Origin of the sequence: Nonomuraea indica (genome assembly GCF_002850745.1) — a bacterium.
Classification (GTDB): Bacteria; Actinomycetota; Actinomycetes; order Streptosporangiales; family Streptosporangiaceae; genus Nonomuraea; species Nonomuraea indica.
The window spans coordinates 17,201-39,514 of the sequence record NZ_KZ559485.1 but is presented as its reverse complement, the minus strand read 5'-3'; the positions used below and the strand labels follow the sequence as shown (position 1 = coordinate 39,514).

Genomic DNA, 22,314 nt, shown 5'->3' with positions numbered 1-22,314 from the left:
GTTGGACCAGGCATAATGAATGCTTATGGCACGCGATCTCGAGACCGCGCTGCTGCGGTCGTTCGTCACGGCCGTACGAGCGGGCAGCATCAGCCGGGCGGCGGCGGCGCTCGGCCATACCCAGCCCGCGCTCAGCCAGCAGTTGCGCAAGCTCGAAAGGGCCGTCGGCAGTCCGCTGCTGCACCGGGCGCCGTCCGGCGTCTCGCCGACCCGGGCGGGCGAGGAGCTGCTGCCCTACGCCGAGCGCATTCTCGCGCTGTCGGCACAGGCGCTCGCCCAGACAGGGCGGGCGCTCACGGGGCACTGCGGCGTGGGGCTCCTGGAGGATCTCGCCGCTTCGCGCCTTCCGCAGGCGCTCGCCGACCTCGCGCGGCTGCACCCCGACGCGACGCTGGAGGTGCTCAGCCTGTCCAGCGCCACGATGCGGGAGGCCTATGACACGGGCCGTGTCCAGCTCGTCCTCGACGAGATCCCGGATCTTCCCTGGCCGCCGCGCTGGACGGTGCGTCTGCCGCTGGTCTGGGCGATGGGGCAGGGGGTCGCCGCCGACGCCGATCCGCTGCCGGTCGTGCTGTTCTCGAACGCGTGCGCCTGGCGGACGTCGGTGCTGGAAACGCTGGAAGGCGCCGGGCGCCGCTGGCGGGTGGCGTTCGAGAGCAACAGCCTCGTCGGCGTGCTCGCCGCGCTCCGGGCCGGGCTCGGGGTCGCGGCGCTCATGCCCGCCAACCTCGAGCCGGCCATGGCCTGCCACGACGCGGACGCCTTGCCTGCTCTGCCGGACGTCGAACTCGGCCTTGCCCGCCACCCCGGCACCGAAGGCGACGCGCTCGTCGACGCCGTGGAGACCGCCCTGCGACGGATGCTGTGAGCCGCGGTGACGTCTCACGCAGTACCTGATCAGGGGAGGCGGATGCGCGGGGGAATAGGATCGGCGGCATGGCAACGCGGCTGGTTCAGATTGCGATGAACGCTCGGGACGACTCCGTGGTCGGCCGGTTCTGGGCGGAGGCGCTCGGCTGGGGCGTCACCAGTGAGGGACCCGGCGTGACCAACGTCGAACCCGTGGACTTCGCCTACCCTGACCCGTCCGCCGTCTGCGTCGACGTCCTTCGCGTCCCCGAACCCAAAACGGTGAAGAACCGCGTGCACGTCGACCTCGCCACCACCTCCGCGGCCCATCAGGCGGAGCTGGTCGCGCGCCTTCGGGACCTCGGCGCGACGCCGGCCGACGTGGGCCAGGGGGACGTGCCGTGGACGGTCCTGGCCGACCCGGAGGGCAACGAGTTCTGCGTGCTGGAGCCCCGGCCGATCTATCAGGACACCGGGCCGATGGCCGCGGTGGTGGTCGACTGCGTGGATCCGCGGGCCATGGCCAGGTTCTGGGGCGAGGCGATGGACTGGGCCCTGCACGAGGTGACCGACGATCACGCGGTGCTGCGCTCCGCCAAGGGCGTCGGCCCGTACCTCGAGTTTCTCCGCTCGCCCGACGTGAAGACCGTGAAGAACCGCACCCATCTCGACCTCCGGCCGTACCCCGGTGACGATCATGCGGCGGAGGCGGCCAGGCTGCGGGCTCTCGGCGCCACCGACGTGGACCTGGGCCAGGGCGACGTGCCGTGGACGGTCCTGGCCGACCCGGAGGGCAACGAGTTCTGCCTCCTCACCCCGGCCTGACACCGCGCCCCCGGGCTCCGCTCGGGGCCGCCGAGGATGTCCTGTCAGTGGTGGTGGCCGCGCCGGCCGAGGGTCTGTACGGGCGTCGCGCCGGGGCGGGTCCACTGCGGCACGGGGCGGCTGGTCGCGCCCCAGGTGGCGTTCCCGTCCGCGTCCGAGCGCCAGTACCAGCACGGATGGCGACCCTCGGGCCATCCGTCGGGGTTGTCCTCCCACGCCTCGCCGCGGCCGTACGGCGTCATGTCGAGCAGGCCGAAAGACCCGTTGACCGGCTCGTTGCCACGGCCCGTCGTGGAGTAGGTGAGGAACACGCGGTCGCCGTCGCGCAGGAAGCAGGTGATGGACCCCATACTGCCGCCGACCGGCGCGTCCACGTCACGCACCGAGTACCAGGGCTGGGTGTAGCCCATGAAGTCCACGTAGGAGGCCACCTCGTCCCACCGGCCCGAGGTCAGGACGGCGAACGAGACGCCGCGCGCGTTGAGGTAGACGGCGTCCTTCAGGTGCCAGGCCGCGGTGGTGCAGCCCTCGCACTGACCCTGGTGCGGCGCGCCGTCGTACCACATGTGCTTGTAGACGACGAGCTCGTCGCGGCCCTGGAACAGGTCCAGGAACGGGACCGGGCCGCCGGGTCCGACGACCTCGACCGTCCCGTCGAGCTCCACCATCGGCAGCCGGCGGCGGGCCGCGGCGAGGGCGTCGCCCTGGCGGGTGTGGGCCTTCTCGCGGACCAGAAGCTCGTCACGGGCGGCCTGCCAGGTCGCCAGGTCGACGATGGCCGGCCGGCCGGGCAGCGCGGTGGCCGGGTCATGTGGGGTGGCCGTCATGGTGTCCTCCGTGGCCTCTCGTGGGGGGCGGTGTCGTACGACGCCCTGTGCGAGAAGAGACCCGCGACCCGGCCGGAACTCATCGCCGCGACCACGACGGCGTATCGGCGCGGCCCCTCGGAGCCGGCCGCTCCGCCACCTCGGTCGGGTGGTCAGCGCCGGGGCGGGCCGAATACCGCGATCGCGTCGTCGTCGTGCGGCTCGAGCAGGGCCTCGGCGCCGTTCTCGAGGCTCCGGGCCGCGTCCGTCGCGCGGGGGAGCATGGTCTTCTCATAGGTGGCGACGGCTTCGCCGACCGTGGCGGAGCCGGCCAGCGCGAGGGCGAGTTCGCAGGCGTCGAGCATGGCCAGGTTGGCGCCGACGCCGAGCGGGGGCATGAGGTGGGCGGCGTCACCGAGCAGGGTCACGGTCGGGGAGTGTTCCCAGGTGTGCGGGACAGGCAGAGCGTACAGCGGGCGATCGAGGTACGGTCCGTCGTTGTCGGCGATCATCCGCAGCATGGGGGTCGACCAGCCGGAGAAGGTGTCGAGCAGCCGGGCACGGATCCCGGCGGTGTCGTCGACGCGCAGACCGCTCGCGCTGATCCAGTCGGCGGGCAGGCGCTGAATGATGTAGACCCGGATGTGGTCGCCGCTGTTGCGCTGGGCGAACAGAGCGCGGGCGCCGTCGGCCGCGGTGGCGCTGCCCTGGCCGACGAGCGCGGCGAGGTCGGGGTGCGCGTGCTCGACGTCCTGGAACCAGGCCTCCAGGAAGCTGACCCCGGTGTACCGCGGCGCGGCCGGCGAAACAGCCGGGCGGACTCGGGAGAACGCGCCGTCGGCACCGATGACCAGGTCCGTCTCGACGGTCGTGCCATCGAGGAAGTGCACCCGCCGTGGCCCGTCGACCGGGCCACTGATCTTCTCGACGGCGTGGCCCCACCGCACGGTCCCGGGCTCCAGCGAGTCGAGCAGCAGATCGCGCAACTGGCCCCGATCGATCTCGGGCTTGTGGAGCTCGCCTTCGGCCGGGACGTGGTGGCCCACGATCCGGCCCCTCGAATCCAGCAGACGCATCTCCTGTCCCTCCGGACGTGCCAGCCGGAAGAACCCGTCGATCAGGCCGGCCTCGCGCAGGGCGAGTTGCCCGTCGTCGGCACGCAGGTCGAGGGTGCCGCCCTGGTTGCGCGCCGCCGGGTGCGGGTCGCGATCGTAGACCATCACGGGGATGCCGTGCCGCTGCAGGATGCGGGCACAGGTGAGGCCGCCGGGGCCTGCTCCGACGATGCTGATCCTCGCGGCGGCCGGTGCTGGTGAGTTCATGGAGGGGTTCCCTACTCGTTCATGACGGTGTGCGGGTCGCGGCGGGATCGCGGACGTGACTGACCGGGGCGCGTGGGGCTCGTCCCTCGGGGACCCCAGAGCTGGAGGCGACCCCCGCAGGCCCAGAAAAGCAGAACCAGTTAAAAAGTGCAACCAGTCCACTTATTTGCCGTGTCCGCGTTCTGGATAGGGTGGGGGCATGGACACGTCACCTGTCGTCGGTCGCCGTGAACGGAAGAAGGCGGCCACGCGACAAGCGATCGCCGACGCCGCCCTGCGGCTGTTCCTGGAGCGCGGCTACGACCGGGTGAGCATCAGGGACATCGCCGAAGCGGCCGATGTGTCGACCACAACGCTGTTCAAGCACTTCCCGAGCAAGGAGGCACTGGTCTTCGACCGGGACGAGGACCGGGAGGCGGGACTGATCGCCGCGGTGCGCGGACGCCCCGCCGGCCAGAGCGTCGTCGAGGCGCTCCGCCGGCACGTCCTCGAATCCTGGCTCCCGGTCGCGACCCATCCGCTACGGGCCGGATTCACCGACCTCGTGGACTCCACGCCTGCGCTGCAGGAGTACGCCGAGCGTATGTGGACCCGGCACACCGCCGCGCTCAGTACAGCCATCGCCGATGACGCCGGCGTCAGTCACGACAACATCGTCTGCCGCGCACTCGCCCGGTTCGTTCTGGACATACCGGCACTCACCCGTGGCCGGCAGGATCCTCGGACGGCCGTCGAGGAGATCTTCGACCTCCTCGCACACGGCTGGCGCCCGCCCGGCCGATGACCGCAGGGTCCGTGCGGGGAGGGGACACCGCCGACCTCGTGTCTAGCTTTTTGGTGAAATGACGGCGCATCGGCCGACATGTAGGGGATGTTCGATCGTCCCCGACAGAGGAGGCCGGCCATGGGGACCGCCCGTGGATGATGACCGGAAGACCCGGTTCGAGGCCGTCTACGCACAGACATATGAGCAGATCCTCGGATACGCGGTACGCCGCTGCGATGCGCCGGAGGACGCCGCCGACGTGGTGGCCGAGACGTTCGCCATCGCCTGGCGGCGCGTGGACGCGCTCCCGCCGGGCGAGCAGGCCCGGCTCTGGCTGTACGGCGTGGCACGCAACGTCCTGGCCAACCACCGCCGCGGCGCGGCCAGGACGCGGTCGGCGGTGCTCGAGGCCGACGTGGCCGACCTGTACTCCCACACCCCCGACAGCGTCCTCGAGCTGAGCGCCATAGCGGTGGCGTTCCGCCGGCTGCCCGAGGCCGACCGTGAGCTGTTGTCACTGGTCGCCTGGGAAGGGCTGGACGCGGGCCAGATCGCCCGGGTCCTCGGCTGCTCGCGCAACGCCGCGCGCATCCGCCTCTACCGGGCGCGCAGGCGCTTCTCCAAGGCGCTCGCGGGTGCGGGCGTCACCGTTCACATCCCCGTGGAGTCGACATGAACGAGCTGAGGCAGCTCGCCAGGGTCCGTGACGAGGACCTGGCAGGCCGGGCGTCCGGCGCGGGGGCGCGTACGCTGCTGGCGGCCATCACCGCCACCGGCGATCCCGGCGCCGTCCGGGAACGCGGCGCGCGGCCGCGGCGCCGCCGGGCCAGGCGTCTTCTCGCCGGCGCGCTCGTCACGGCGGCGGTCGTGAGCGCGGTCGCCGCCGGTCCCGGCCTGCTGGGCGAACGCGTGGGGACGGCCACGTCGTTCGCCAACGCGGCGATGGAGATCGAGTTGCGGGGCGACTACTGGGTCGCCGAGGTGCGCGACCCGTTCGCCCGGCACCACGAGTACGCGGAGGCGTTCCGGGCCGTGGGGCTGGACATCGACATGCGGCTCCTGCCCGTCTCGCCCAGCCAGGTGGGCCGGATCGTGCGGATGGGCTTCAGCGGTGGCCAGGGCCGGAGCAAGGGCATCGGCGGCGACCGGGAACCGGCCGGCTGCACGTTCGGGCAGGGGGAGTGCCGGCTCAAGGTGACGGTCGGCCGCGACTTCACCGGCAAGGGCGTCCTGTACCTGGGGCGGGCGGCCCGGCCGGGGGAGAGGTACCAGTCGTCCGGCGCGGCGACCCGGAAGGGGGAGATGCTGGCGGGCTTCCGGGTGGACGAGCGCCCGGTCGGGGAGGTCGTCGCGGAGGCCCGCCTGCGCGGCCTGCGCGTCGTCTTCCAGGTCATCGACCCGAACGAGGACGGCAACGGCTACGGCGTCGACCCGCGTGCGCGCCACGAGCCGGTGGCGGACGACTGGATCGTCTGGGAGGCCGAGGCCGAGCAGCCCGGCGTCGTCCGCCTGCTGGTCACCGAGAAGCGCCTGGCCAAGAACCCCGTCTACGGCGGCCCCAAGCCCCCGGAACTGACCGGCGGCTGACCGAGGACGGCCCGAGTGCCGCCGCGGCGCCGGCGGCCCGGCGGCGCGTGGCGGCCCCGCGTGCCCTGGCAGCTCGACGACCCGGCAGGACAGGCGTCGAGGCCGTCCGGGCCATCCGCGACGACATCCGCTCCCGCGTCTCCAGGCTGCTGGGCGAACCGCTGCCCGGCTGACCGGCCCGGAGGGTCGCCTTCCCGTACGGGGAGGCCGGCCGCGCACTTCACCGGAGGCCGGGCGCGGCCAGGCCGGCCGGCTGCTCGTGAGCCGGGCGGCGCGAGCGTCTCAGTCGCAGGCAGGCTGCGCGGAACAGTTCTCGGGTGGGCAGCACGCCTGCAGGCTGACCTGCAGATCGGCCAAGGCCCTGCCGATCCGGGCGGGGTCGGCGCGGTAGTGGACGGTCTTCCATTCCCGGCGCGCGACCAGTACCCCGCCGTCGCGCAGTGTGGCCAGGTGGGTGGAGGCGGCCGACTGTGCCAGCCCCATGCGCTCGGCCACCTCGTTGACGGTGAGCTCGATCCCGCCGGCGAACAGCATCAGGATCCGCTGGCGCGTATCGCTGGCCATCGCCTTGAGAAACCCGCGTGCCGCCTCGGTCAGCTCGATCCCGTCCGTGCTCATGGTCATAGCATCACCCCACCCCCATCATATTGTCATTTCTAGATTTGAGGATATGATGTGTGGCGTGGACATCATCGTCATCGGCGGCGGCCAGTCCGGCCTGGCCGCCGCCCGAACGCTGCTGGACGCCGGCCTGACGCCCGTGCTGCTGGAAGCGACAGAGCAGGCGACCGGCTCGTGGCCGCGCTACTACGACAGCCTCACCCTGTTCTCCCCGGCCCGTTACAGCTCGCTGCCCGGCATGGCCTTCCCTGGTGATCCCGACCGTTACCCGCACCGCGACGAGGTCGTCGACTACCTCGCCCGCTACGCCCGCGCCCTCCGCCGCTCAGGCGCGGAGATCCGTACCGGTGCCCGCGTCGTCGCCGTCGAAGCAGGCGGGAAGACCAACGACGGCGGATTCGTGGTTCGCCTGGCCGACGGCACCACGCTCAGCGCGCCCGGCGTGATCAGTGCCGGCGGATCCTTCGCCAACCCGTACCTACCGCGCCTGGAAGGCCAGGCCGGCTTCACGGGGCGGATCCTGCACGCCGCCGCCTACACCAGCCCCGAGCCGTATGCGGGCAAGCAGATCATCGTGGTCGGCGCTGGCAACTCCGCCGTCCAGATCGCCCACGAACTCGCCCGGCTCGCCACGGTGACGCTGGCCACCCGCGAGCCGATCCGCTTCGTCGACCAGCGCCCGCTCGGCAAGGACCTGCACTTCTGGTTCGGCGTCACCGGCTTCGACCGGCTGCCCGCCCGGCTGGTCAAGACCACGCCCACCGTGCCCGTCCTGGACGAGGGCATCTACCGCCAAGCACTGCGCGACGGGCGCCTGAAGCGACGCCCCATGTTCACCCGCCTCGACGGCGACACCGTGGTGTGGGCCGACGGCAGCCGCCGGCCCGTCGACGTCGTGCTGCTGGCCACCGGATACCGGCCCCACCTGCCCTACCTTGACGGGCTCGGCGCCCTCGACGAGCGCGGCCACCCACGCCACGACCGGGGACTTTCCACCACCCATCCCGGACTGGGCTTCCTCGGCCTGGAATGGCAGCGCAACCCGGCCTCCAACACTCTGCGCGGAGTCGGCCGCGACGCCCGCCACCTGGTCCGCAGGCTGCGGAGCCGCCTCGGCGCACGCCGATCTCGGGTCGGGGTGTAGCGGTGGACGGCTCACCTGCGGCGTCACTGGGAGTACGGGGCACCATCCCTGATCACGGCGGGAGGTCGCGCCAGCGTTCGGCCGACGCCAGAGCGTCCAGGCTGATCCGCTCCAGGAACGCACCGCCCCTGGCCAGGCGGCGTCCCACGGGCGTGTCGAGCCCGAGCGTCCGCCCCGCCGCCTTCGTGATCTCCGCCGCCGCGAGCGTCTGCCGCGCGCTGATCACCGTCGAGTGGTACCAGGCGTCGTCGTCGACCACGTAGATGTCGCGCCGCCGCTGCGGATCACGTTCGCGCCTGACCAGCCCCTGCCGCATCAGGTAGCCCACCGCCATGGAGATCGAGGCGGGACTGACCTTCAGCCCGCGCGCCAGCTCGGCCGCGGTGAGCCTGCCCTCCTCGCTCAGCCACAACCCGATGAGCACGCGCGCCACCATCTTCGGCAGGCCCATCCCGACCGCCAGCTCGACGGCTCCCTCTTCCACCTCCAAGGCCGTGCGGTCCTGGGGTTCGGGTGAACGTGCCGGGGTGCCGCGCCGTGCCCGCCGCGCCGCTGCGTGGTGCGCACGCTCGGGGCGGTAGTCGCTGGGACCGCCGTTGCGGCCGACCTCGCGGCTGATCGTCGAGGTCGGCCGGTCCAGCCGCCTGGCGATCTCGGCGTAGGAGCGGCCTTCGGCGAGGCCGGTCGCGATGCGCTGGCGCTCCTGCCGGGTCAACCTTCCTTCTGGCATGACGCCAGTATTGCGTTCGGTGCCAGACAATGCAACGTATCGTTGCATTCAGCCTCAGCGCCAACGCATCAATTTATTGGCTTCGACCTGGATTAAAGCGTATCGATTGATTGACGAAATTTTTGAAAGCAACGTAGCTTTCAATCATGTCAAACGCTAACTATGGCGTGGAGCCGGTCACTTTGTCCCTGGACCGTGCACCCGCGTGCCCCTTCGATCCCGCCCCTTCGCTCATCGCCCTGCGCGCAGAGCAGCCGATCGCCCGCCTGGCCGCGCCCGAGGGCGCCCCCGGCGTCTGGATGATCACCGGATACGACCTGGTTCGCCAGGTCCTCGCCGACCCGCGGTTCAGCTCCCGCTACGAGACCCACTACCACCCCCTGGCGGGCGGGCACCTGCCGCCCGCCCCCGTCGGTGACCTGACCGGCATGGACGCACCCCAGCACACCCGCTTACGCAGGCTGCTGGCCGGCAAGTTCACCGTCCGCAGGATGAACCTGCTCACCGAGCGGGTCACCGAGATCACCCGTGAGCGGCTCGACGCGATGGAGCGGCAGGGGCCGCCCGCCGACCTCGTCGAGACCTTCACGCAGCCGGTTCCAGCGCTGATGATCTGTGAGCTGCTCGGCGTGCCGTACGAGGACCGCGACCGGCTCCAGAGCTTCACCCGGGCCCTGTCGGACACCGCAGGCGCGCAGTACGCCGCCTTCGTCGAGCTCGGCGCCTACCTGCTGGAGCTCGCGCTCGCCAAGCGGGCCGAGCCGACCGACGACCTGCTCAGCGATCTGGCCACCGGCGGCGAACTGACCGACGAGGAGCTCGGCGGCGTGGCCGCGTTCCTGCTCGGCGCCGGGCTCGACACCACCGCCAACATGCTCGCGCTCGGCACCTTCGCCCTGCTGCGCAACCCGGCCCAGCTCGCCGCCCTGCGCGGCGACCCCGACCTGGTCGCCGGCGCCGTGGAGGAGCTGCTGCGTTACCTGTCCGTCGCCGCCACCGGCATGCGCGGCGTGCTGGAGGACGCGGAACTCGGCGGCAGGCAGCTCAAGGCGGGCGACACGGTCATCATCGCGATCAACGCCGCCAACAGGGACCCGGCCAGGTTCGCAGACCCCGACGTGCTCGATCTGCGCCGCTCGGCCGCCGGACATCTGGCCTTCGGCCACGGCGTCCACCAGTGCCTCGGTCAGCAGCTCGCCCGCGTCGAGATGCGCGTCGCGTTTCCCGCCCTGCTCACGCGCTTCCCGACGCTGCGGCTCGCCGTACCGGCTGAGGACCTGTCGCTGCGCACCGACCCCTCGCAGGTGTACGGCGTGCACAGCCTGCCCGTCACCTGGGACCAGCGGTGACGGCGACGCGGGCCTTCGTCTCGGTGACGGGGCTGCGCAAGTCCTACGGCGCCCACCGCGTCCTGGACGGCATCGACCTCACCATCCCGCAGGGCACCGTCTTCTCGCTGCTCGGCCCCAACGGCGCCGGCAAGACCACCACAGTGCAGATCCTGTCCACCCTGACCAAGGCCGACGCCGGCGAGATCTGGGTGGCCGGGCACGACCTGGCCAAGGAACCCGACAAGGTGCGTGCCACGATCGGCGTCACCGGCCAGTTCTCCGCGGTCGACAGCTTCCTCACCGGCGAGGAGAACCTGCGACTCATGGCCGACCTGCTCCACCTCGGCCGCGCCGAGGGCCGCAGGCGCGTCCGCGAACTGCTGGAGCGCTTCGACCTCACCGACGCCGCGCGCAAGCCCGCAGTCACCTACTCGGGCGGCATGCGCCGCCGGCTCGACCTCGCCATGACCCTCGTCGGCACTCCCAAGCTCATCTTCCTCGACGAACCGACCACCGGCCTGGACCCGCGCAGCCGCCGCACCATGTGGCAGATCGTCCGCGACCTCGTCCAGCAGGACGGCGTCACCATCTTCCTGACCACCCAATACCTGGAGGAGGCCGACGAACTCGCCGACCGTATCGCCCTGCTCAGCCAGGGCCGGCTGGTGGCCGAAGGCACCCCCGAGAAGCTCAAGCGCATGGTCCCCGGCGGCCACATCGTCGTGCGCTTCGCCGACCCCGACGGTTACCTCAGGGCGGCCTCCCACCTGAGGGCCACCTCACGCGACGAGGAGTCCCTCACGGTGCAGATCCCCGACACCGGCGTCAGCACGCTGCGCAAACTCCTGGAATGGCTCGACGCACAGGCCATCGACGTCGCTGAACTGTCGGTGCACACACCCGACCTGGACGACGTCTTCCTCGCCCTGACCGAGGAGTCCTCCCGATGAGAGCGATCACCGACTCCGCGACCATGCTGCGCCGCCAGATCAGGCACATGTGGCGTTACCCCACACTGATCCTCACCTACGCGGGCGTCCCAGTGGTGCTCCTGCTGCTGTTCGTCTACGTCCTCGGCGGCATCATGGGCGCCGGGATCGGCGGCGACCGCGCCGCCTACGCCGCTTACATCACCCCCGGCATCATGATCATGACGATCGCAAGCGCCGCGCAGGGGACAGCGATCTCGGTTGCCATGGACATGACCGAGGGCATCGTCGCCAGATTCAAGACCATGGCCATCGCCCGCGTCTCGGTCCTGACCGGGCACGTGCTCGGCGCGCTGGTCCAGAACTTCATCGCGATCACGGCGGTGACGCTGACGGCCCTGCTGATCGGCTTCCGCCCCGCCGCCTCCGCGCTGGACTGGCTCGGGGTAATCGGCGTGCTGGCGATGTTCACCTTCGCCATCACCTGGCTGTCGGCCGCGCTGGGCATGGTCACCAAGAACGTGGCCACGGCCAGCAACCTGCCGATGCCGCTGATGCTGCTGCCGTTCCTGGGCAGCGGCGTGGTCCCGCCGGAGTCGATGCCCGGCCCGCTGCGCTGGTTCGCCGAACACCAGCCGTTCACACCGGTCATCGAAACCCTGCGCGCGCTACTGGCCGGGCAGCCCGCGGGATCCAGCTTCGCAGCGGCGGCACTGTGGAGCGCGGCCATCGCGCTGGGCGGATACCTGTGGGCACGCAGGCTCTACAACCGGTGAGGACAGACGTGTTCAAACGCATTCTTCCAGCACTCGGCCTGCTGGTTCTCGCGCCGCTGGTCGGCGAGTACCTGCTGGGCAACATCGCCATCAACGCCCTACCGGTGATCATCGGGCTGATTCCGCTCTACGGCGGTGGCGCGCTGCTGATCCGTGAGGTCGCCCGCCGGTGGCGGCTGGGGTGGCCGGGGATCATCCTGCTCGGGCTCGCCTATGCCGTGATCGAGGAGGGCCTGCTCACCCGGTCGCTGTTCGATCCCGACTATGTCGGGCTGCGGCTGCTCGACTACGGGTTCATCCCGGCACTGGGCATCGGCGCCTACTGGACCGTGTTCGTCCTGGCCATCCACGGGGTGTGGAGCATCGCGGTGCCGATCTCGATGGTGGAGGCGGGCTCGCGCCGGCCGGACACGCCCTGGCTCGGCAGGGCCGGCCTCACCGGGGCAGCCGTCCTGTTCGTGCTGGGCGGCGCGGTGCCCATGGCCCTGGCTCCGGCCGGCTACCCGTTGTCGGCCGCTCAGATCGCCTGGACGCTGATCACAGCCGTCACCTTGATCACCGCCGCGTTCCTGTCCGCTCGATTCCGCCGCCCTCTCCTCCCGGCCGCACCGGCCGGCCCGTGGACCGTCTTCGCGATCACCATCGCGGCCGGGCTGGCGTTCTGGCACCCCAGCTTGCTCGCCATGGCGGGAATCAAGCTGGAGTCCATCGTGCCCGCGTGGATCACAGTCGGTTTCTACCTCGCGCTCTACGCCACGATGACGCTGCTCGTCCTGCGCTGGTCCCGGCGCACGGGCTGGGGACCCTGGCACAGGTTCGCCCTGAGCGCTGCCGGCCTGGTCACCTACGCATGGCACGGCTTCCCCCAGCCGCCAAGTTTCCCGGCGCCCGCGCATGTGGACCTCATGGGCAACGCGGTCTTCGCACTGGCCGCTCTCGGGCTGCTCGCCTTCGTGGTGGTACGGCTCCGCCGCACCGCTCCGCCACCTTGATCGCTCGGTGCCTGGTTCTCTCCCCACCGCGGAGGAAGCCGGAGTCCGCAGTTCAGGTCGGATGGCTCAGAACGAGCGCACCGGTGACCGCCTGGCTCGTCCTCACCTACACGGGTCCGCTGGCCGTGCCGTCCAGCGACTACGCGGCGAGGGTCGACCCCGGCACGCTGGTGCTCACCGTCGTCGTGGTGTTCGCAGTCAACAGCCTGCTCGAAGAGGTCTTCTACCGGGGCTGGCTGCAGACCCGATGGGAGCACGTCATCGGCCGCCGGCCCGCCATCGTCCTGACGTCCCTGCTGTGGGCGGCCTGGCATGTCGGCATCCAAGGCACGGGGCACCTTCCCGCAGATCTGCCCTCGGCCATCGTCAACCAAGGAGTGCTGGGGCTGACGCCGGTCAAGCCATCTGACCTGGGCGGGCCCGGCCGGCGAGGGGTGTGCCCGCCGGCGCCGCCACAGGTGGGCTCACGGGTCGCCGCCCTCCGCCGCGCGCGCGGCCGTGGCCCGCCGCAACAGCGCGAGCACCTGCTCGTCGGTGGTCTGGGTGAAGTCGGCGTACCAGACGCCGATGGCCCACAGGTCGGCAGGCGTCTCCAGGCAGATCACCTCGTCGGCGTCCGCGCGCAGGCTCGCGATCGTGTCCGGCGCTCCGACGGGCACTGCCAGGATCACTCGCGCGGCTCCCCGCGCCCGGGCCACCAGGCAGGCGGCGCGGGCCGTGCCACCGGTGGCGATGCCGTCGTCCACGATGAGGACCGTCCGTCCGGCCAGCTCGACCGGCGCTCGGTCACCACGGAAGCGGCGCGCACGGGCCAGGACCTCGGCCCGTTCGCGCTTCTCGGCGGCAGCGATCTGCTCCTCGGTCACATGCGCCATCCGGACGACACCGGGACTGATCACACGTACGCCGCCCTCTCCGACCGCGCCGAACCCCAGTTCGGGCTGGAACGGAACCCCGAGCTTGCGGACCACGATCACATCCAGCGGTGCGCCCAGCGCCTGGGCGACTTCGAAGGCCACGGCCACGCCGCCCCTGGGCAACCCGAGGACGACCACGTTCTTCTCGGTGACGAGCCCGGCCAGCCGCTCGGCCAGCCGCACACCCGCATCATGACGATCAGCGAACACGTGGCACACCTGCCTCGGACATCACTGCACTGACCTGCACGTTCGCACCCCCTTGGACGTGGACCGACGCGCGGCGCACCGGTTCTGCTTCCCGCGCCTGGCGCCGATCTCGGACTTCACGGCAAAGAAGCCGTCCGCGAGCCGCCGAGATCTGGTCGATCCTCCGCCCTCCGCCGGCCACCTGATCCGGCTCCATGCCGGTGAGGTCATGCGGACGTTCCCAGGACGCTCCGGACCGCTGCGCCGGCCCCCGTCGGCAGGTGATCACCGATGTGTGGCGAAACCTTCGAAGCGCGCTTCAGCGCTGGGCATGGGAGAGCGCGAGTTTCCGGAGGAAGGCCGCGTTGGACGGTGACGTGCGCACGCCATCGAGGATCCCGGTGAGCGCCTGCTCCCGGTTCAGACCGGCGAGCACCTGCCTGAGCCTCCACACGATCTCCCGCTCCTCGCGGGTGAGGAGCATCTCCTCTCTGCGCGTACCGGAGGAGGAGACGTCCACGGCGGGGAACATGCGCTGCTCGGCGAGAGCCCTGTCGAGCCGCAACTCCATGTTGCCGGTGCTCTTGAACTCCTCGAAGAGGTAGTCGTCCATCCGCGACCCGGTCTCGACCAGCGCCGTCGCCAGGATGGTCAACGACCCGCCCTCCTCCGTCGCCCGGGCCGCGCCGAACAGTTGTTTCGGCCGCTGCGCGGCATACGCGTCGATGCCGCCCGTCAGCGTCCTGCCGCCTTTGGGGGCGACGACGTTGTACGCCCGGCCGAGCCGGGTCAAGGAGTCCAGGAGGACGACGACGTGCCGGCCGCGCTCGACGAGCCGTTTGGCCCGCTCGACCGCCAGTTCGGCGAGCGCCGTATGGTCGCGTTCCGCCTGGTCGAACGTGGAGGCGATGACCTCGCCGCGCACCTGCCGGCGGAAGTCGGTCACCTCCTCGGGACGCTCGCCGACGAGCACCACCATGAGGTGGACGGCGGGATGGTTCGTCGCGATCGCGTCAGCGACGGCCTTGAGCGCCATGGTCTTGCCGGTCTTCGGCGGCGCGGCGATCAGGCCGCGCTGCCCGAGTCCGACCGGGGTGACGAGGTCGATCAGGCGGGTGGTCGACGATTCCGTCTCCAGCAGCAGGCGACGCCGGGGATGGACGGGCGTCAGGTCGGCGAAGTGCCGCCGCGGCCCGCCCGGGTCCAGATGGTCGATCGACATCACCTCGGCGGGCTTGCCGTGGGGCCGGCGCAGTGTCGCCGTGATCAGGTCGCCCGCGCGCAGGTCGAGGGCTTTCACGTGTACGGCGGGCAGGCGGACGTCGTGCTCGCCGGGGAGGTAGCCGTTCGTCCTGAGGTAGGCCCGGTCGTCGCGGATGTCGACCAGCCCGGTGACCTCGCTCTCGGCAACCGGGCCCTTCGGGGCTGCCGGGGCGGCGGTCGTGATGGTTCTCTTCGAACGTCTGTCGGTGGTGATGGTCATGGTGTGTCCTTGGGACGGCAGTGGGTGTTGGAGAGTGCGCGTGGTTCGGCCCGATGGGCATGACGCGATGAAGTCCCGGCAGGCGGCGGTCGGTCGACGCACAGGCAAGGTGTATGACGACACGTCCGGTTGCCGAACGGGGAGCGACGCCCTCAGGAACGGGCGACAACGGAATGCCGGCGCTCAGCGGCGGCGGGAAAAGGGCTTCGAATCGACGGGATCAGATCGACCAGTTCGATGAGCCACTTGCACGATAACACCATTCCGGGGCCCGAGCGCAACACCGGGCCCGCCCGTTCCACCAAGCCCGCGCAGGGAAGTCCTGCCCGCCCGGCCCCACGGATGTCGAAGGGGCCGAGCCGGGCGAACCTTCACCGCCACCAGCCGTCCGCCGGGAGAGCTCCGGGTTGCGAACGACGTCGCTCCGCCCAGCTGGACCTGAACGGCCCTCGTCAGGCGTTCAGCGACCTCCGCACGGCGGCCTCCACCAGCTCGTGGATCTCCTGTTCGGTGAAGATGTCGGGCAGGGTCAGCCGCTCCACGATGAGCCAGTTCAGAGCGAGGTAGAGGAGCACCACCGAGGTCGAGTCGCCGGGCAGGCCCGAGGCGGCGTGGTAGCCGATGTTGGCGTCGATGTCCTCGCGGATGCGCTTGGTCAGCACGGCGCGCAGCTCGGGCCGCCGGGTGGACTCCAGCCGTAGCTCGAGCAGGGCCAGGTAACCGGAGTTGAAGGCGGCGACCCGATCCACGAGTTCGTGCATGAGCTCGGCATAGCGGGCTTCGTCCTGCACGCCCTCCTGGCTGCGGGCGATCGCGGCCTCGTCGGGCAGCAACCGCTCGTAGATGCGCCCGCCGACCTGGGTGAACAGGTCGTCGCGGTTGGCGAAGTAGTTGGAGGCCGTGCCCGGGGGCACGGCGGCCTCCACGTCGACGGCCCGGAAGGTCAGCCCTCGTGCCCCCTCCCTGGCCAGCACCTCGATGGCCGCGTCGATCAGGGCCTGTCGCCGCTCGGGATTTCTCCGCACTTGACACCACTCCGTCTGTAGTACTACGTTCTAACCACTCCACACAGAGTACTACATCAGGAGTTGATCGGTATGCGAAAGCTTGTCTACTACGTCGCCGTCTCGCTCGACGGCTATATCGCGGGCCCCAATGCCGAGTTCGACTTCTACCCCGTGTCGGACCAGATGGCCGCCTGGATCAACGCCCGCTATCCGGAGACGCTCCCCACCCACGTCCGTAAGCTCGTCGGCCTCGACGGTGAGCCCAACAAGGTCTTCGACACCCTGGTGATGGGCCGCGGCACCTACGAGCCGGCCCTGGACGTGCCCACCACCAGCCCGTACGCCCACCTGCGCCAGTACGTCGTCTCCAGCACGCTGACGATCGACGACCCCACGGTGCAGGTGGAGTCCGGCGACCCGATCGAGCTCGTCCGGCGCCTGAAGGCCGAGGACACCGGCATGGACATCTACCTCTGCGGTGGCGGCAGGCTCGCCGCCTCACTGCTCCCGGAGATCGACGAGATCATCCTCAAGAGCTACCCCGTGGTGGCGGGCGCGGGGATCCCCATGTTCTCCGGACAGTTCCGCCCCACGCTGTTCACGCCCACCCGGCGCGAGTCCTTCGACAACGGCACCCAGGTCACCTGGCTCACCAGAGCCTAGAACCGCAAGGAGGAAGCATTGCAGATCAAACTCCCTACCTCGATCACTCAGGCGAAGGCCGGCCACCAGGCCCGGTCGTCGCACCGGAACGAGCACCCGGCCCGCGACGTCAAGCCCACGGGCCGGCCCCACCTCTCCCGCCGCCCGACCGCGGCCCCCCGCCGCGGCGGATACTGAGCGGACCGGCGCGCCCCACCCCCGAGGCGCGACGGCTGGACGAACCCGCACCGGCTCCGCGGGGGAGCCGGCGGGTCATCGCCTCGAGCGGCTGCCCGCGTGCCGGGTCGTCCAGGTCGCCCGCCGCAGGACCCCTAGTGAGGAGCGGCACCCCGCGGGGGAGCCACGCGCTCGAGCTTGGTCCAGCCGGTCCAGCCGCGCTGCTTCAGCAGCTCGATCAGCCGACGGGCCGGCGGCACGGTGTCGAACGCCAGCGTGTCCATCACCTTGACGAGCGGTGACTCGAGGTCGATGTCGTCGACATAGTCCTCGCCCTTCTCCTCGGCCATCCGCGTGATGCAGGCGGCCAGCTTGTCGGCCGCCTCGGCCAGCCGCGGGTCGTCGGGGGGCCGGGCAAGGGCCTGGCCCAGGGTGAGGAAGAAGTCGACCAGCCGCGGATCGGCGAGCTGCTCGCGCTTGCGCGCCATCCACTCCGGGACCCGCTCGGGTGAGTGGGCGGCCAACAGGATCCAGCCGTCGCGCTCGGCCTGCACGATCCGCTCGTCGACCCCGAGCCCCCGCAGCCGGTCGAGGTACTCGACCACCTCGGAGGGCAGCACCAGGCTGTCCCCGGCGGCGAGCCGGGCGATCCGCTCTCGGTGCCGCTGCCGCTGCCGGATCTCCGCCCGCAGCCGCCTGTCGATGTCCGCGACCGCCGCGGCGAACTCCTCCTCACCGGCCTCCAACAGCTCCCGCACCCGCGCCAGCGGGACCCCGGCCTCGGCCAGGATCCGGATCTTGATCAGTTCGACCGCGGCGCCGGCGTCGTACCTGCGGTAGCCGGAACGGTCCCGCTCCGGCTCCGGCAGCAGCCCCTTGGCGTGGTAGTGCCGCACCGCGCGCACCGTCACTCCGGCGTACGACGCCAGCTCGCCGATGGTCAGCATCGGACCAGTCTCGCAGGGTCGCTAGGAGGTGGCCCGGCCGGCTGAGCCGCCGGCGCTCCGGATGCGCTGGGCGATCTCCGCGGCGTGGGTGAAGACCAGCCCGTGATCGGCGTCGATCCACGACGTGGCGATGTGCGGCTGCTCGCGAACGAGCCGCTCGACACCGGCACGCCAGATCTGGTTGAACCGCGCCGCGTGCCCCTCATCGCTGTCGCCGGCCATCGAGGTCGACATGATAAGGCTGATGGGCCGGTCGATCCTCCTGTACCGGTCGAGGATCGTGGACCGGACCACGTCGATCTCGACATTCAGCTCCAGGATCTCCTGGGCGGTGAGCGACACCTGGCGCGCGGTGTCCCGCCGGGCCGCCTGCTGCGTCGCCAGCTCCTCCCACATGGCGCGGAACTCCGGCAGGACGGCCTCGGTGATGAACGGTTCGGGCACCGGGTTCGCGCCGTCGATGACGACCAGCCCGGCAACCGCGCCGGGATGCTCGGAGGCATAGTGCACGGCCAGGTCCGCGCCGAGCGAGTAGCCCACCAGGACGGGCGCGTCGGCCGATCCCGGATCTGCCGGGTTCGTCATCACGGCGGTCAGGTCACTGAGGAACGCCTCGAAGGAGTAGTCGCCGGCGGCCGAGGCGAGGCCGTGGCCCCGCAGGTCGAACGTCACCACGTCGTGGTCACGCCGCAGCAGCTCGGCCAGGTCGTGCAGGTCGGCCTGTGTCGAGTTCAGCCCCGGGCACAGGACCAGCGGTCGTCCACGACCCCCGCGGGACACCGGGATCGTGACGCCGTCGTGGTGGATCGTGAAGTGCTGCAAGGTCCCGTCGCCTCTCTCGAACCGCTCCTCATCGCTGCCATGGTCGCCATGCGACGTGCGCAGCTCGGCGGCCTCGGCCGCACCGGTTTTCGTGGTCATGCCGCCATGGTGAGAGGTTGACCCTGCGTCAGGGTCAACCCGCCCGGCCGAGCTGGCCGCCACCCGCGCCGCACCGGCGGATCACTGGGACCGCTCACCGTCCTCGCCCTCGCGCACCCGGTCGAGAGGGCGTCGGCGTGTCAGGTAGCCGCGTCGCCGGTGATCAGGGCTGCGCGCAGCCGTTCGTACGTCGGAGCCAACCGGCGCAGGCCGGCCGCCAGCGCCGGATCGTCGCCCGACACGACCGGACCCTGCAGGCTGCCGACGATGCGGGCCTGCTCGGCGGCGACGGCCGCGCCCGCGTCAAGACCGAGGGACGACAGGCAGGCCGCCAGGTCGTTGTGGCGGCGGGCGCCGACCCGCACCGCGAACGCCTGCCACACCGTCCTGATCTCGGGCTCCAACCCCGCCTCCACCAGGTGGGCCGTCCGCTCGGCGGCTTCCGCCTGCCCCAGCGTGCCGGGAGGGACCTCCACGTCCGTCCGGCCTGCCAGCCAGGCCAGTCCGGCGGGCAGGGAGCGCCGCAACGCCTCCTCCACACCGACCCGCTCCCGCCGGGTGAACCCGTGCCGCATCCGGAACGGCCGCTGCAGGTAGGCGATCAGCTCCCCGTGCCACGCCTCGGCGAAGGCGGCGACCGGCAGCGTGGCGTACGGGTAGCCCTGCGGGTCGTGCACGAGCACGGTGTCGTCGCCCACCTCCAGCACCACCACGTAGTGGTCGGCGCCGACCGCCTTGCCCGACCCGGGCTGGTAGGACAGCAGGCCGAGGTCGAGCGGTCCGGCCAGCACGGGGCCGTCCTGGCAGGCGCGGCGCAGCCGGTCGAGCGCCGCCGTGGCCGTTCCCCCGTCGAGGCGCTCGCACTCCCAGCCGAGCAGGCCGATCGCGGCGTCGAGCCCGATCTCGGGGTCCCAGCCGAACGGGTCGAACAGCGGAAGGCGCCCGCCGATCAGTTGCATCCCGAACGGGGAGCCCGTCAGGACCTCGATCACGGCCGGAGGCGGCGCCTCGCCGCCGAGGATCATCGCGAGCGAGTTGGCATAGCAGTACGGCCCGGAGCCGACGTAGGTGACAGACATGGCCCGTACCGTGCCGCCTGACACGATGGCAGAGTCAAGCCGCTCATGGCCGCGTCCACCACCGGCCCGCCCGCCCGGCCGGCTTCACGATTGACTTCACATGCAAATATGGGGCTATCATCGCCGCATGGCGATTGATGGTGATGCCGGCCGCTGCGTGAGTGCCGACATCGCCGCCGGCATCCCCCCGGCGGCGGCCCTGTTCCGCTCCCTGGCCGACGAGAACCGGCTGCGCATCGTGGCCCGGCTCGCGCGCGGCGAGGCCCGGGTGGTCGACCTGGTCGGCGAGCTCGGGCTGGCCCAGTCCACGGTCTCCAAGCACCTGGCCTGCCTGCGCGACTGCGACCTGGTCGACTACCGGGCCGAAGGCCGCCAGTCCTTCTACTCCCTGACCCGCCCCGAGCTGATGGACCTGCTCGCCTCGGCTGAGCAGCTGCTGGCCGCCACCGGCCACGCCGTGGTGCTCTGCCCCGCCCACGACACCCGGCACGGGGCAGCCGGCGCGCGCAGCGCTCCGGAGGCCGAGTTCGATCACCTCCTCGAACGTCTCGACCGGCGGACAGGCGGGAAGACGGTGTCATGACCCCGCTCGACCCGCCCGCCCAGGACCGGCGCACCGCACTGCGGCGCCGCATCCGGCTGCTGGTCGCGGCCACCATCACCTACAACGTGGTCGAGGCGGTGGTGGCCATCACCGCCGGCACCGTCGCCTCCTCGGCCGCCCTGATCGGCTTCGGCCTCGACTCCGTCGTCGAGGTCGCCTCCGCCGCCGCCGTGGCCTGGCAGTTCTCCGCCACCGACCACGAGAGGCGGGAAAGGACCGCGCTGCGGGTCATCGCGATCTCGTTCTTCGCGCTGGCCGCCTATGTCACCTTCGACGCCGTCCGCGCCCTGCTGGGCGTCGGCGAGGCCGAGCACTCCGCCCCCGGCCTGATCCTGGCCGCCCTCTCGCTGGCGATCATGCCCTTCCTCTCGTACGCCCAGCGCCGCGCCGGCCGCGAGCTCGGCTCCGCCTCCGCGGTCGCCGACTCCAGGCAGACCCTGCTGTGCACGTACCTGTCCGGCGTGCTGCTGGTCGGGCTGGCGCTGAACAGCCTGTTCGGCTGGTCCTGGGCCGACCCGATCGCCGCCCTGGTCATCGCCGCCGTCGCGGTCAAGGAAGGCCGTGAGGCCTGGCGCGGAGACGCCTGCTGCGCCGTCCCCCTGTCCGGCGGCGCCGGGTCCGGCGCGGTGAACGAGGGCGACGGCTGCGCGGACGGCTGCTGCTCGGCCGCCACCGCTACCAGGGCAGCGGGCCGTCCTCGCTGAAGAAACCGGCGGTCGGGCCGTCCGCGCCGAGCGTGGCCAGGCGCACCACGACCGCGGCGCCCTGCGCGGGGGTGAGGTGCCCGGTGTGGTTGTTGCTCTCGGTGTTGACGAAACCGGGGGCGGCGGCGTTGACGAGGATGCCGTCCTTGCGCAGCTCGTTGGCGTACTGCACGGTCAGCGCGTTCAGCGTGGCCTTGGACGGCGTGTAGGCGGCCGACGGCAGCAGCGCCGCGAAGGGACCGTCCGGGTCGCTGGTGAGGGTCAGCGACCCGGCATGACTGCTGACGTTGACGATGCGCGCCGCCGGGGACCGCCGCAACAGCGGCAGCATGGCGTTGATGACGGCGATCACCCCGAAGACGTTGGTCTCGAACACGGCCCGGACCATGTCCAGGTCGACGGAGCTGGGGATCTGGTCGACGGCGTCCTGGGGTGCGACCTGCCCGGAGCCGGTGATGCCGGCGTTGTTGATCAGCACGTCCAGGTGCCCGAAGCGCTCCTCGACCAGCCTGGCGGCTTCCCGGACGGTGGCAGGGGCGGTGACGTCCAGGGCGAGCGCGTGCGCGTCGCCGCCCGCCGCGCGGACCGCCGCGGCGGCCTCCTCGCCGCGCCGCGGGTCCCTGGCGCCGACCAGGACCGTCATGCCCAGCGCGGCGAGCTGCTCGGCGATCGCGCGGCCGATCCCCTTGTTCGCCCCGGTGACCAAGGCCACCTTCCGCTGTGTGGTGTGCTCGTTCATGGCCAAGCTCCTGTTCTGGAGAGTCCGTCTCGTGGAGTCGCGCGCCGCGCGGATCGTTCGCGCGGCGTCCCGACGCACAACAGATGCCGCCGGCCCGGCCCCTGTGACGGCCCGGCCATGTGACATGCGTCACCGGCTGCGGGTGTCACACAGCTGTGGGGCCCGACGCGAACACGGTGCTCGGCGCCAAAGGTGGGAAGCGCGCGGATGAATGGCCGGACAGCGCC

General features: G+C 71.4%; 24 protein-coding genes and 1 pseudogene. 14 read left to right on the top strand and 11 right to left on the bottom strand.

The window, feature by feature from the left end; all coding sequences use genetic code 11:
* The first annotated feature begins 25 nt into the window (after window positions 1–25).
* A complete protein-coding gene (locus CXR44_RS33475; protein WP_180903833.1) occupies window positions 26–868 on the top strand; it encodes a LysR family transcriptional regulator in 843 nt (280 codons plus the stop codon).
* A gap of 68 nt (window positions 869–936) precedes the next feature.
* A complete protein-coding gene (locus CXR44_RS33470) occupies window positions 937–1,674 on the top strand; it encodes a VOC family protein (protein WP_101790158.1) in 738 nt (245 codons plus the stop codon).
* Between the two features lie 44 nt (window positions 1,675–1,718).
* Here CXR44_RS33470 and CXR44_RS33465 read toward each other — a convergent pair whose 3' ends face one another.
* Together CXR44_RS33465 and CXR44_RS33460 are read right to left on the bottom strand one after the other, a co-directional pair.
* The gene (locus tag CXR44_RS33465; RefSeq protein WP_101790157.1) at window positions 1,719–2,501 is read right to left on the bottom strand and encodes a DUF899 domain-containing protein; all 783 of its coding nucleotides are present in this window, start codon (window positions 2,499–2,501) and stop codon (window positions 1,719–1,721) included.
* A 152-nt stretch (window positions 2,502–2,653) separates the two neighbouring features.
* Complete coding sequence (locus CXR44_RS33460) at window positions 2,654–3,802, bottom strand: FAD-dependent oxidoreductase (RefSeq protein ID WP_101790156.1); 1,149 nt, start codon at window positions 3,800–3,802, stop codon at window positions 2,654–2,656.
* A 199-nt stretch (window positions 3,803–4,001) separates the two neighbouring features.
* Between CXR44_RS33460 and CXR44_RS33455 the strand changes: the two genes are divergently transcribed.
* The 3 genes from CXR44_RS33455 to CXR44_RS33445 all read left to right on the top strand — a co-directional run bounded on the left by CXR44_RS33455 (window position 4,002) and on the right by CXR44_RS33445 (window position 6,155).
* Window positions 4,002–4,586 (top strand): TetR/AcrR family transcriptional regulator, encoded by a 585-nt coding sequence (locus CXR44_RS33455; RefSeq protein ID WP_101790155.1) that lies wholly within the window; start codon window positions 4,002–4,004, stop codon window positions 4,584–4,586.
* A gap of 133 nt (window positions 4,587–4,719) precedes the next feature.
* The gene (locus CXR44_RS33450; RefSeq protein ID WP_101790154.1) at window positions 4,720–5,244 is read left to right on the top strand and encodes an RNA polymerase sigma factor; all 525 of its coding nucleotides are present in this window, start codon (window positions 4,720–4,722) and stop codon (window positions 5,242–5,244) included.
* Window positions 5,241–6,155, top strand: a complete 915-nt coding sequence (locus tag CXR44_RS33445) for a hypothetical protein (RefSeq protein ID WP_101790153.1) — start codon at window positions 5,241–5,243, stop codon at window positions 6,153–6,155. The genes CXR44_RS33450 and CXR44_RS33445 overlap by 4 nt, the downstream gene beginning before the upstream one ends.
* Window positions 6,156–6,437: 282 nt before the next feature.
* Here CXR44_RS33445 and CXR44_RS33440 read toward each other — a convergent pair whose 3' ends face one another.
* Entirely contained in the window at window positions 6,438–6,779 is a 342-nt protein-coding gene (locus CXR44_RS33440) for an ArsR/SmtB family transcription factor (RefSeq protein ID WP_101790152.1), read from the bottom strand.
* A 49-nt stretch (window positions 6,780–6,828) separates the two neighbouring features.
* Here CXR44_RS33440 and CXR44_RS33435 point away from each other — a divergent pair, with 49 nt between their 5' ends.
* Window positions 6,829–7,920, top strand: coding sequence for a flavin-containing monooxygenase (locus CXR44_RS33435; protein ID WP_101790151.1), 1,092 nt, complete (start codon window positions 6,829–6,831; stop codon window positions 7,918–7,920).
* Between the two features lie 52 nt (window positions 7,921–7,972).
* Here the strand turns inward: CXR44_RS33435 and CXR44_RS33430 are convergent, their stop codons facing one another.
* Window positions 7,973–8,650, bottom strand: a complete 678-nt coding sequence (locus tag CXR44_RS33430; RefSeq protein ID WP_245899741.1) for a GbsR/MarR family transcriptional regulator — start codon at window positions 8,648–8,650, stop codon at window positions 7,973–7,975.
* A gap of 146 nt (window positions 8,651–8,796) precedes the next feature.
* Here CXR44_RS33430 and CXR44_RS33425 point away from each other — a divergent pair, with 146 nt between their 5' ends.
* From CXR44_RS33425 to CXR44_RS41380, 5 genes and pseudogenes are all read left to right on the top strand, one after another.
* Window positions 8,797–9,999 (top strand): cytochrome P450, encoded by a 1,203-nt coding sequence (locus tag CXR44_RS33425; protein ID WP_101790149.1) that lies wholly within the window; start codon window positions 8,797–8,799, stop codon window positions 9,997–9,999.
* Window positions 9,996–10,931: an ATP-binding cassette domain-containing protein gene (locus CXR44_RS33420; protein WP_101790148.1), complete on the top strand. Its 936-nt coding sequence runs from the start codon at window positions 9,996–9,998 to the stop codon at window positions 10,929–10,931. The genes CXR44_RS33425 and CXR44_RS33420 overlap by 4 nt, the downstream gene beginning before the upstream one ends.
* Window positions 10,928–11,686, top strand: coding sequence for an ABC transporter permease (locus tag CXR44_RS33415; RefSeq protein WP_101790147.1), 759 nt, complete (start codon window positions 10,928–10,930; stop codon window positions 11,684–11,686). Before CXR44_RS33420 ends, CXR44_RS33415 begins: the two co-directional genes overlap by 4 nt.
* A gap of 8 nt (window positions 11,687–11,694) precedes the next feature.
* On the top strand, window positions 11,695–12,678 hold the full coding sequence (locus CXR44_RS41385) for a hypothetical protein (protein WP_245899739.1): 984 nt from the start codon (window positions 11,695–11,697) through the stop codon (window positions 12,676–12,678).
* An 83-nt stretch (window positions 12,679–12,761) separates the two neighbouring features.
* Window positions 12,762–13,004: pseudogene (locus CXR44_RS41380) on the top strand (lysostaphin resistance A-like protein); the annotation flags it as partial.
* A gap of 138 nt (window positions 13,005–13,142) precedes the next feature.
* On the opposite strand, the gene CXR44_RS41375 reads toward CXR44_RS41380, so the two are convergent.
* The 3 genes from CXR44_RS41375 to CXR44_RS33395 all read right to left on the bottom strand — a co-directional run bounded on the left by CXR44_RS41375 (window position 13,143) and on the right by CXR44_RS33395 (window position 16,292).
* On the bottom strand, window positions 13,143–13,805 hold the full coding sequence (locus tag CXR44_RS41375) for a phosphoribosyltransferase (protein WP_180903832.1): 663 nt from the start codon (window positions 13,803–13,805) through the stop codon (window positions 13,143–13,145).
* Window positions 13,806–14,103: 298 nt separating this feature from the next.
* On the bottom strand, window positions 14,104–15,267 hold the full coding sequence (gene rho, locus CXR44_RS33400) for a transcription termination factor Rho (RefSeq protein ID WP_101790145.1): 1,164 nt from the start codon (window positions 15,265–15,267) through the stop codon (window positions 14,104–14,106).
* 452 nt (window positions 15,268–15,719) lie between these two features.
* Window positions 15,720–16,292, bottom strand: coding sequence for a TetR/AcrR family transcriptional regulator (locus CXR44_RS33395; protein WP_101790144.1), 573 nt, complete (start codon window positions 16,290–16,292; stop codon window positions 15,720–15,722).
* 72 nt (window positions 16,293–16,364) lie between these two features.
* Between CXR44_RS33395 and CXR44_RS33390 the strand changes: the two genes are divergently transcribed.
* Entirely contained in the window at window positions 16,365–16,937 is a 573-nt protein-coding gene (locus CXR44_RS33390) for a dihydrofolate reductase family protein (RefSeq protein ID WP_101790143.1), read from the top strand.
* A 311-nt stretch (window positions 16,938–17,248) separates the two neighbouring features.
* Here CXR44_RS33390 and CXR44_RS33385 read toward each other — a convergent pair whose 3' ends face one another.
* The 3 genes from CXR44_RS33385 to CXR44_RS33375 form a co-directional block, all read right to left on the bottom strand.
* Complete coding sequence (locus CXR44_RS33385) at window positions 17,249–18,040, bottom strand: MerR family transcriptional regulator (protein WP_101790142.1); 792 nt, start codon at window positions 18,038–18,040, stop codon at window positions 17,249–17,251.
* Between the two features lie 21 nt (window positions 18,041–18,061).
* Window positions 18,062–18,961 carry an alpha/beta fold hydrolase gene (locus CXR44_RS33380; protein WP_101790141.1) on the bottom strand — a complete coding sequence of 300 codons (900 nt, stop codon included), beginning with the start codon at window positions 18,959–18,961 and terminating at the stop codon, window positions 18,062–18,064.
* Window positions 18,962–19,101: 140 nt separating this feature from the next.
* Window positions 19,102–20,040 carry a cysteine peptidase family C39 domain-containing protein gene (locus CXR44_RS33375; protein ID WP_101790140.1) on the bottom strand — a complete coding sequence of 313 codons (939 nt, stop codon included), beginning with the start codon at window positions 20,038–20,040 and terminating at the stop codon, window positions 19,102–19,104.
* Window positions 20,041–20,167: 127 nt separating this feature from the next.
* On the opposite strand from CXR44_RS33375, the gene CXR44_RS33370 reads away from it, so the two are divergent.
* Both CXR44_RS33370 and CXR44_RS33365 read left to right on the top strand, forming a co-directional pair.
* Window positions 20,168–20,623, top strand: coding sequence for an ArsR/SmtB family transcription factor (locus CXR44_RS33370; protein WP_245899737.1), 456 nt, complete (start codon window positions 20,168–20,170; stop codon window positions 20,621–20,623).
* Entirely contained in the window at window positions 20,620–21,348 is a 729-nt protein-coding gene (locus CXR44_RS33365; protein ID WP_219602140.1) for a cation efflux transmembrane domain-containing protein, read from the top strand. Before CXR44_RS33370 ends, CXR44_RS33365 begins: the two co-directional genes overlap by 4 nt.
* Here CXR44_RS33365 and CXR44_RS33360 read toward each other — a convergent pair.
* Window positions 21,320–22,087, bottom strand: a complete 768-nt coding sequence (locus tag CXR44_RS33360; RefSeq protein WP_101790139.1) for an SDR family NAD(P)-dependent oxidoreductase — start codon at window positions 22,085–22,087, stop codon at window positions 21,320–21,322. The two genes, CXR44_RS33365 and CXR44_RS33360, sit on opposite strands and share 29 nt — an antisense overlap.
* Window positions 22,088–22,314 lie beyond the last annotated feature (227 nt).

Excerpts from the sequence above, each read along its gene's own strand:
- CXR44_RS33475 (WP_180903833.1), top strand. The coding sequence starts at position 26 with ATGGCACGCGATCTCGAGACCGCGCTGCTGCGGTCGTTCGTCACGGCC.
- CXR44_RS33470 (WP_101790158.1), top strand. The coding sequence starts at position 937 with ATGGCAACGCGGCTGGTTCAGATTGCGATGAACGCTCGGGACGACTCC.
- CXR44_RS33465 (WP_101790157.1), bottom strand. The coding sequence starts at position 2,501 with ATGACGGCCACCCCACATGACCCGGCCACCGCGCTGCCCGGCCGGCCG.
- CXR44_RS33460 (WP_101790156.1), bottom strand. The coding sequence starts at position 3,802 with ATGAACTCACCAGCACCGGCCGCCGCGAGGATCAGCATCGTCGGAGCA.
- CXR44_RS33455 (WP_101790155.1), top strand. The coding sequence starts at position 4,002 with ATGGACACGTCACCTGTCGTCGGTCGCCGTGAACGGAAGAAGGCGGCC.
- CXR44_RS33445 (WP_101790153.1), top strand. The coding sequence starts at position 5,241 with ATGAACGAGCTGAGGCAGCTCGCCAGGGTCCGTGACGAGGACCTGGCA.
- CXR44_RS33440 (WP_101790152.1), bottom strand. The coding sequence starts at position 6,779 with ATGACCATGAGCACGGACGGGATCGAGCTGACCGAGGCGGCACGCGGG.
- CXR44_RS33435 (WP_101790151.1), top strand. The coding sequence starts at position 6,829 with ATGTGTGGCGTGGACATCATCGTCATCGGCGGCGGCCAGTCCGGCCTG.
- CXR44_RS33430 (WP_245899741.1), bottom strand. The coding sequence starts at position 8,650 with ATGCCAGAAGGAAGGTTGACCCGGCAGGAGCGCCAGCGCATCGCGACC.
- CXR44_RS33425 (WP_101790149.1), top strand. The coding sequence starts at position 8,797 with ATGTCAAACGCTAACTATGGCGTGGAGCCGGTCACTTTGTCCCTGGAC.
- CXR44_RS33415 (WP_101790147.1), top strand. The coding sequence starts at position 10,928 with ATGAGAGCGATCACCGACTCCGCGACCATGCTGCGCCGCCAGATCAGG.
- rho (WP_101790145.1), bottom strand. The coding sequence starts at position 15,267 with ATGACCATCACCACCGACAGACGTTCGAAGAGAACCATCACGACCGCC.
- CXR44_RS33390 (WP_101790143.1), top strand. The coding sequence starts at position 16,365 with ATGCGAAAGCTTGTCTACTACGTCGCCGTCTCGCTCGACGGCTATATC.
- CXR44_RS33385 (WP_101790142.1), bottom strand. The coding sequence starts at position 18,040 with ATGCTGACCATCGGCGAGCTGGCGTCGTACGCCGGAGTGACGGTGCGC.
- CXR44_RS33380 (WP_101790141.1), bottom strand. The coding sequence starts at position 18,961 with ATGACCACGAAAACCGGTGCGGCCGAGGCCGCCGAGCTGCGCACGTCG.
- CXR44_RS33375 (WP_101790140.1), bottom strand. The coding sequence starts at position 20,040 with ATGTCTGTCACCTACGTCGGCTCCGGGCCGTACTGCTATGCCAACTCG.
- CXR44_RS33370 (WP_245899737.1), top strand. The coding sequence starts at position 20,168 with ATGGCGATTGATGGTGATGCCGGCCGCTGCGTGAGTGCCGACATCGCC.
- CXR44_RS33365 (WP_219602140.1), top strand. The coding sequence starts at position 20,620 with ATGACCCCGCTCGACCCGCCCGCCCAGGACCGGCGCACCGCACTGCGG.
- CXR44_RS33360 (WP_101790139.1), bottom strand. The coding sequence starts at position 22,087 with ATGAACGAGCACACCACACAGCGGAAGGTGGCCTTGGTCACCGGGGCG.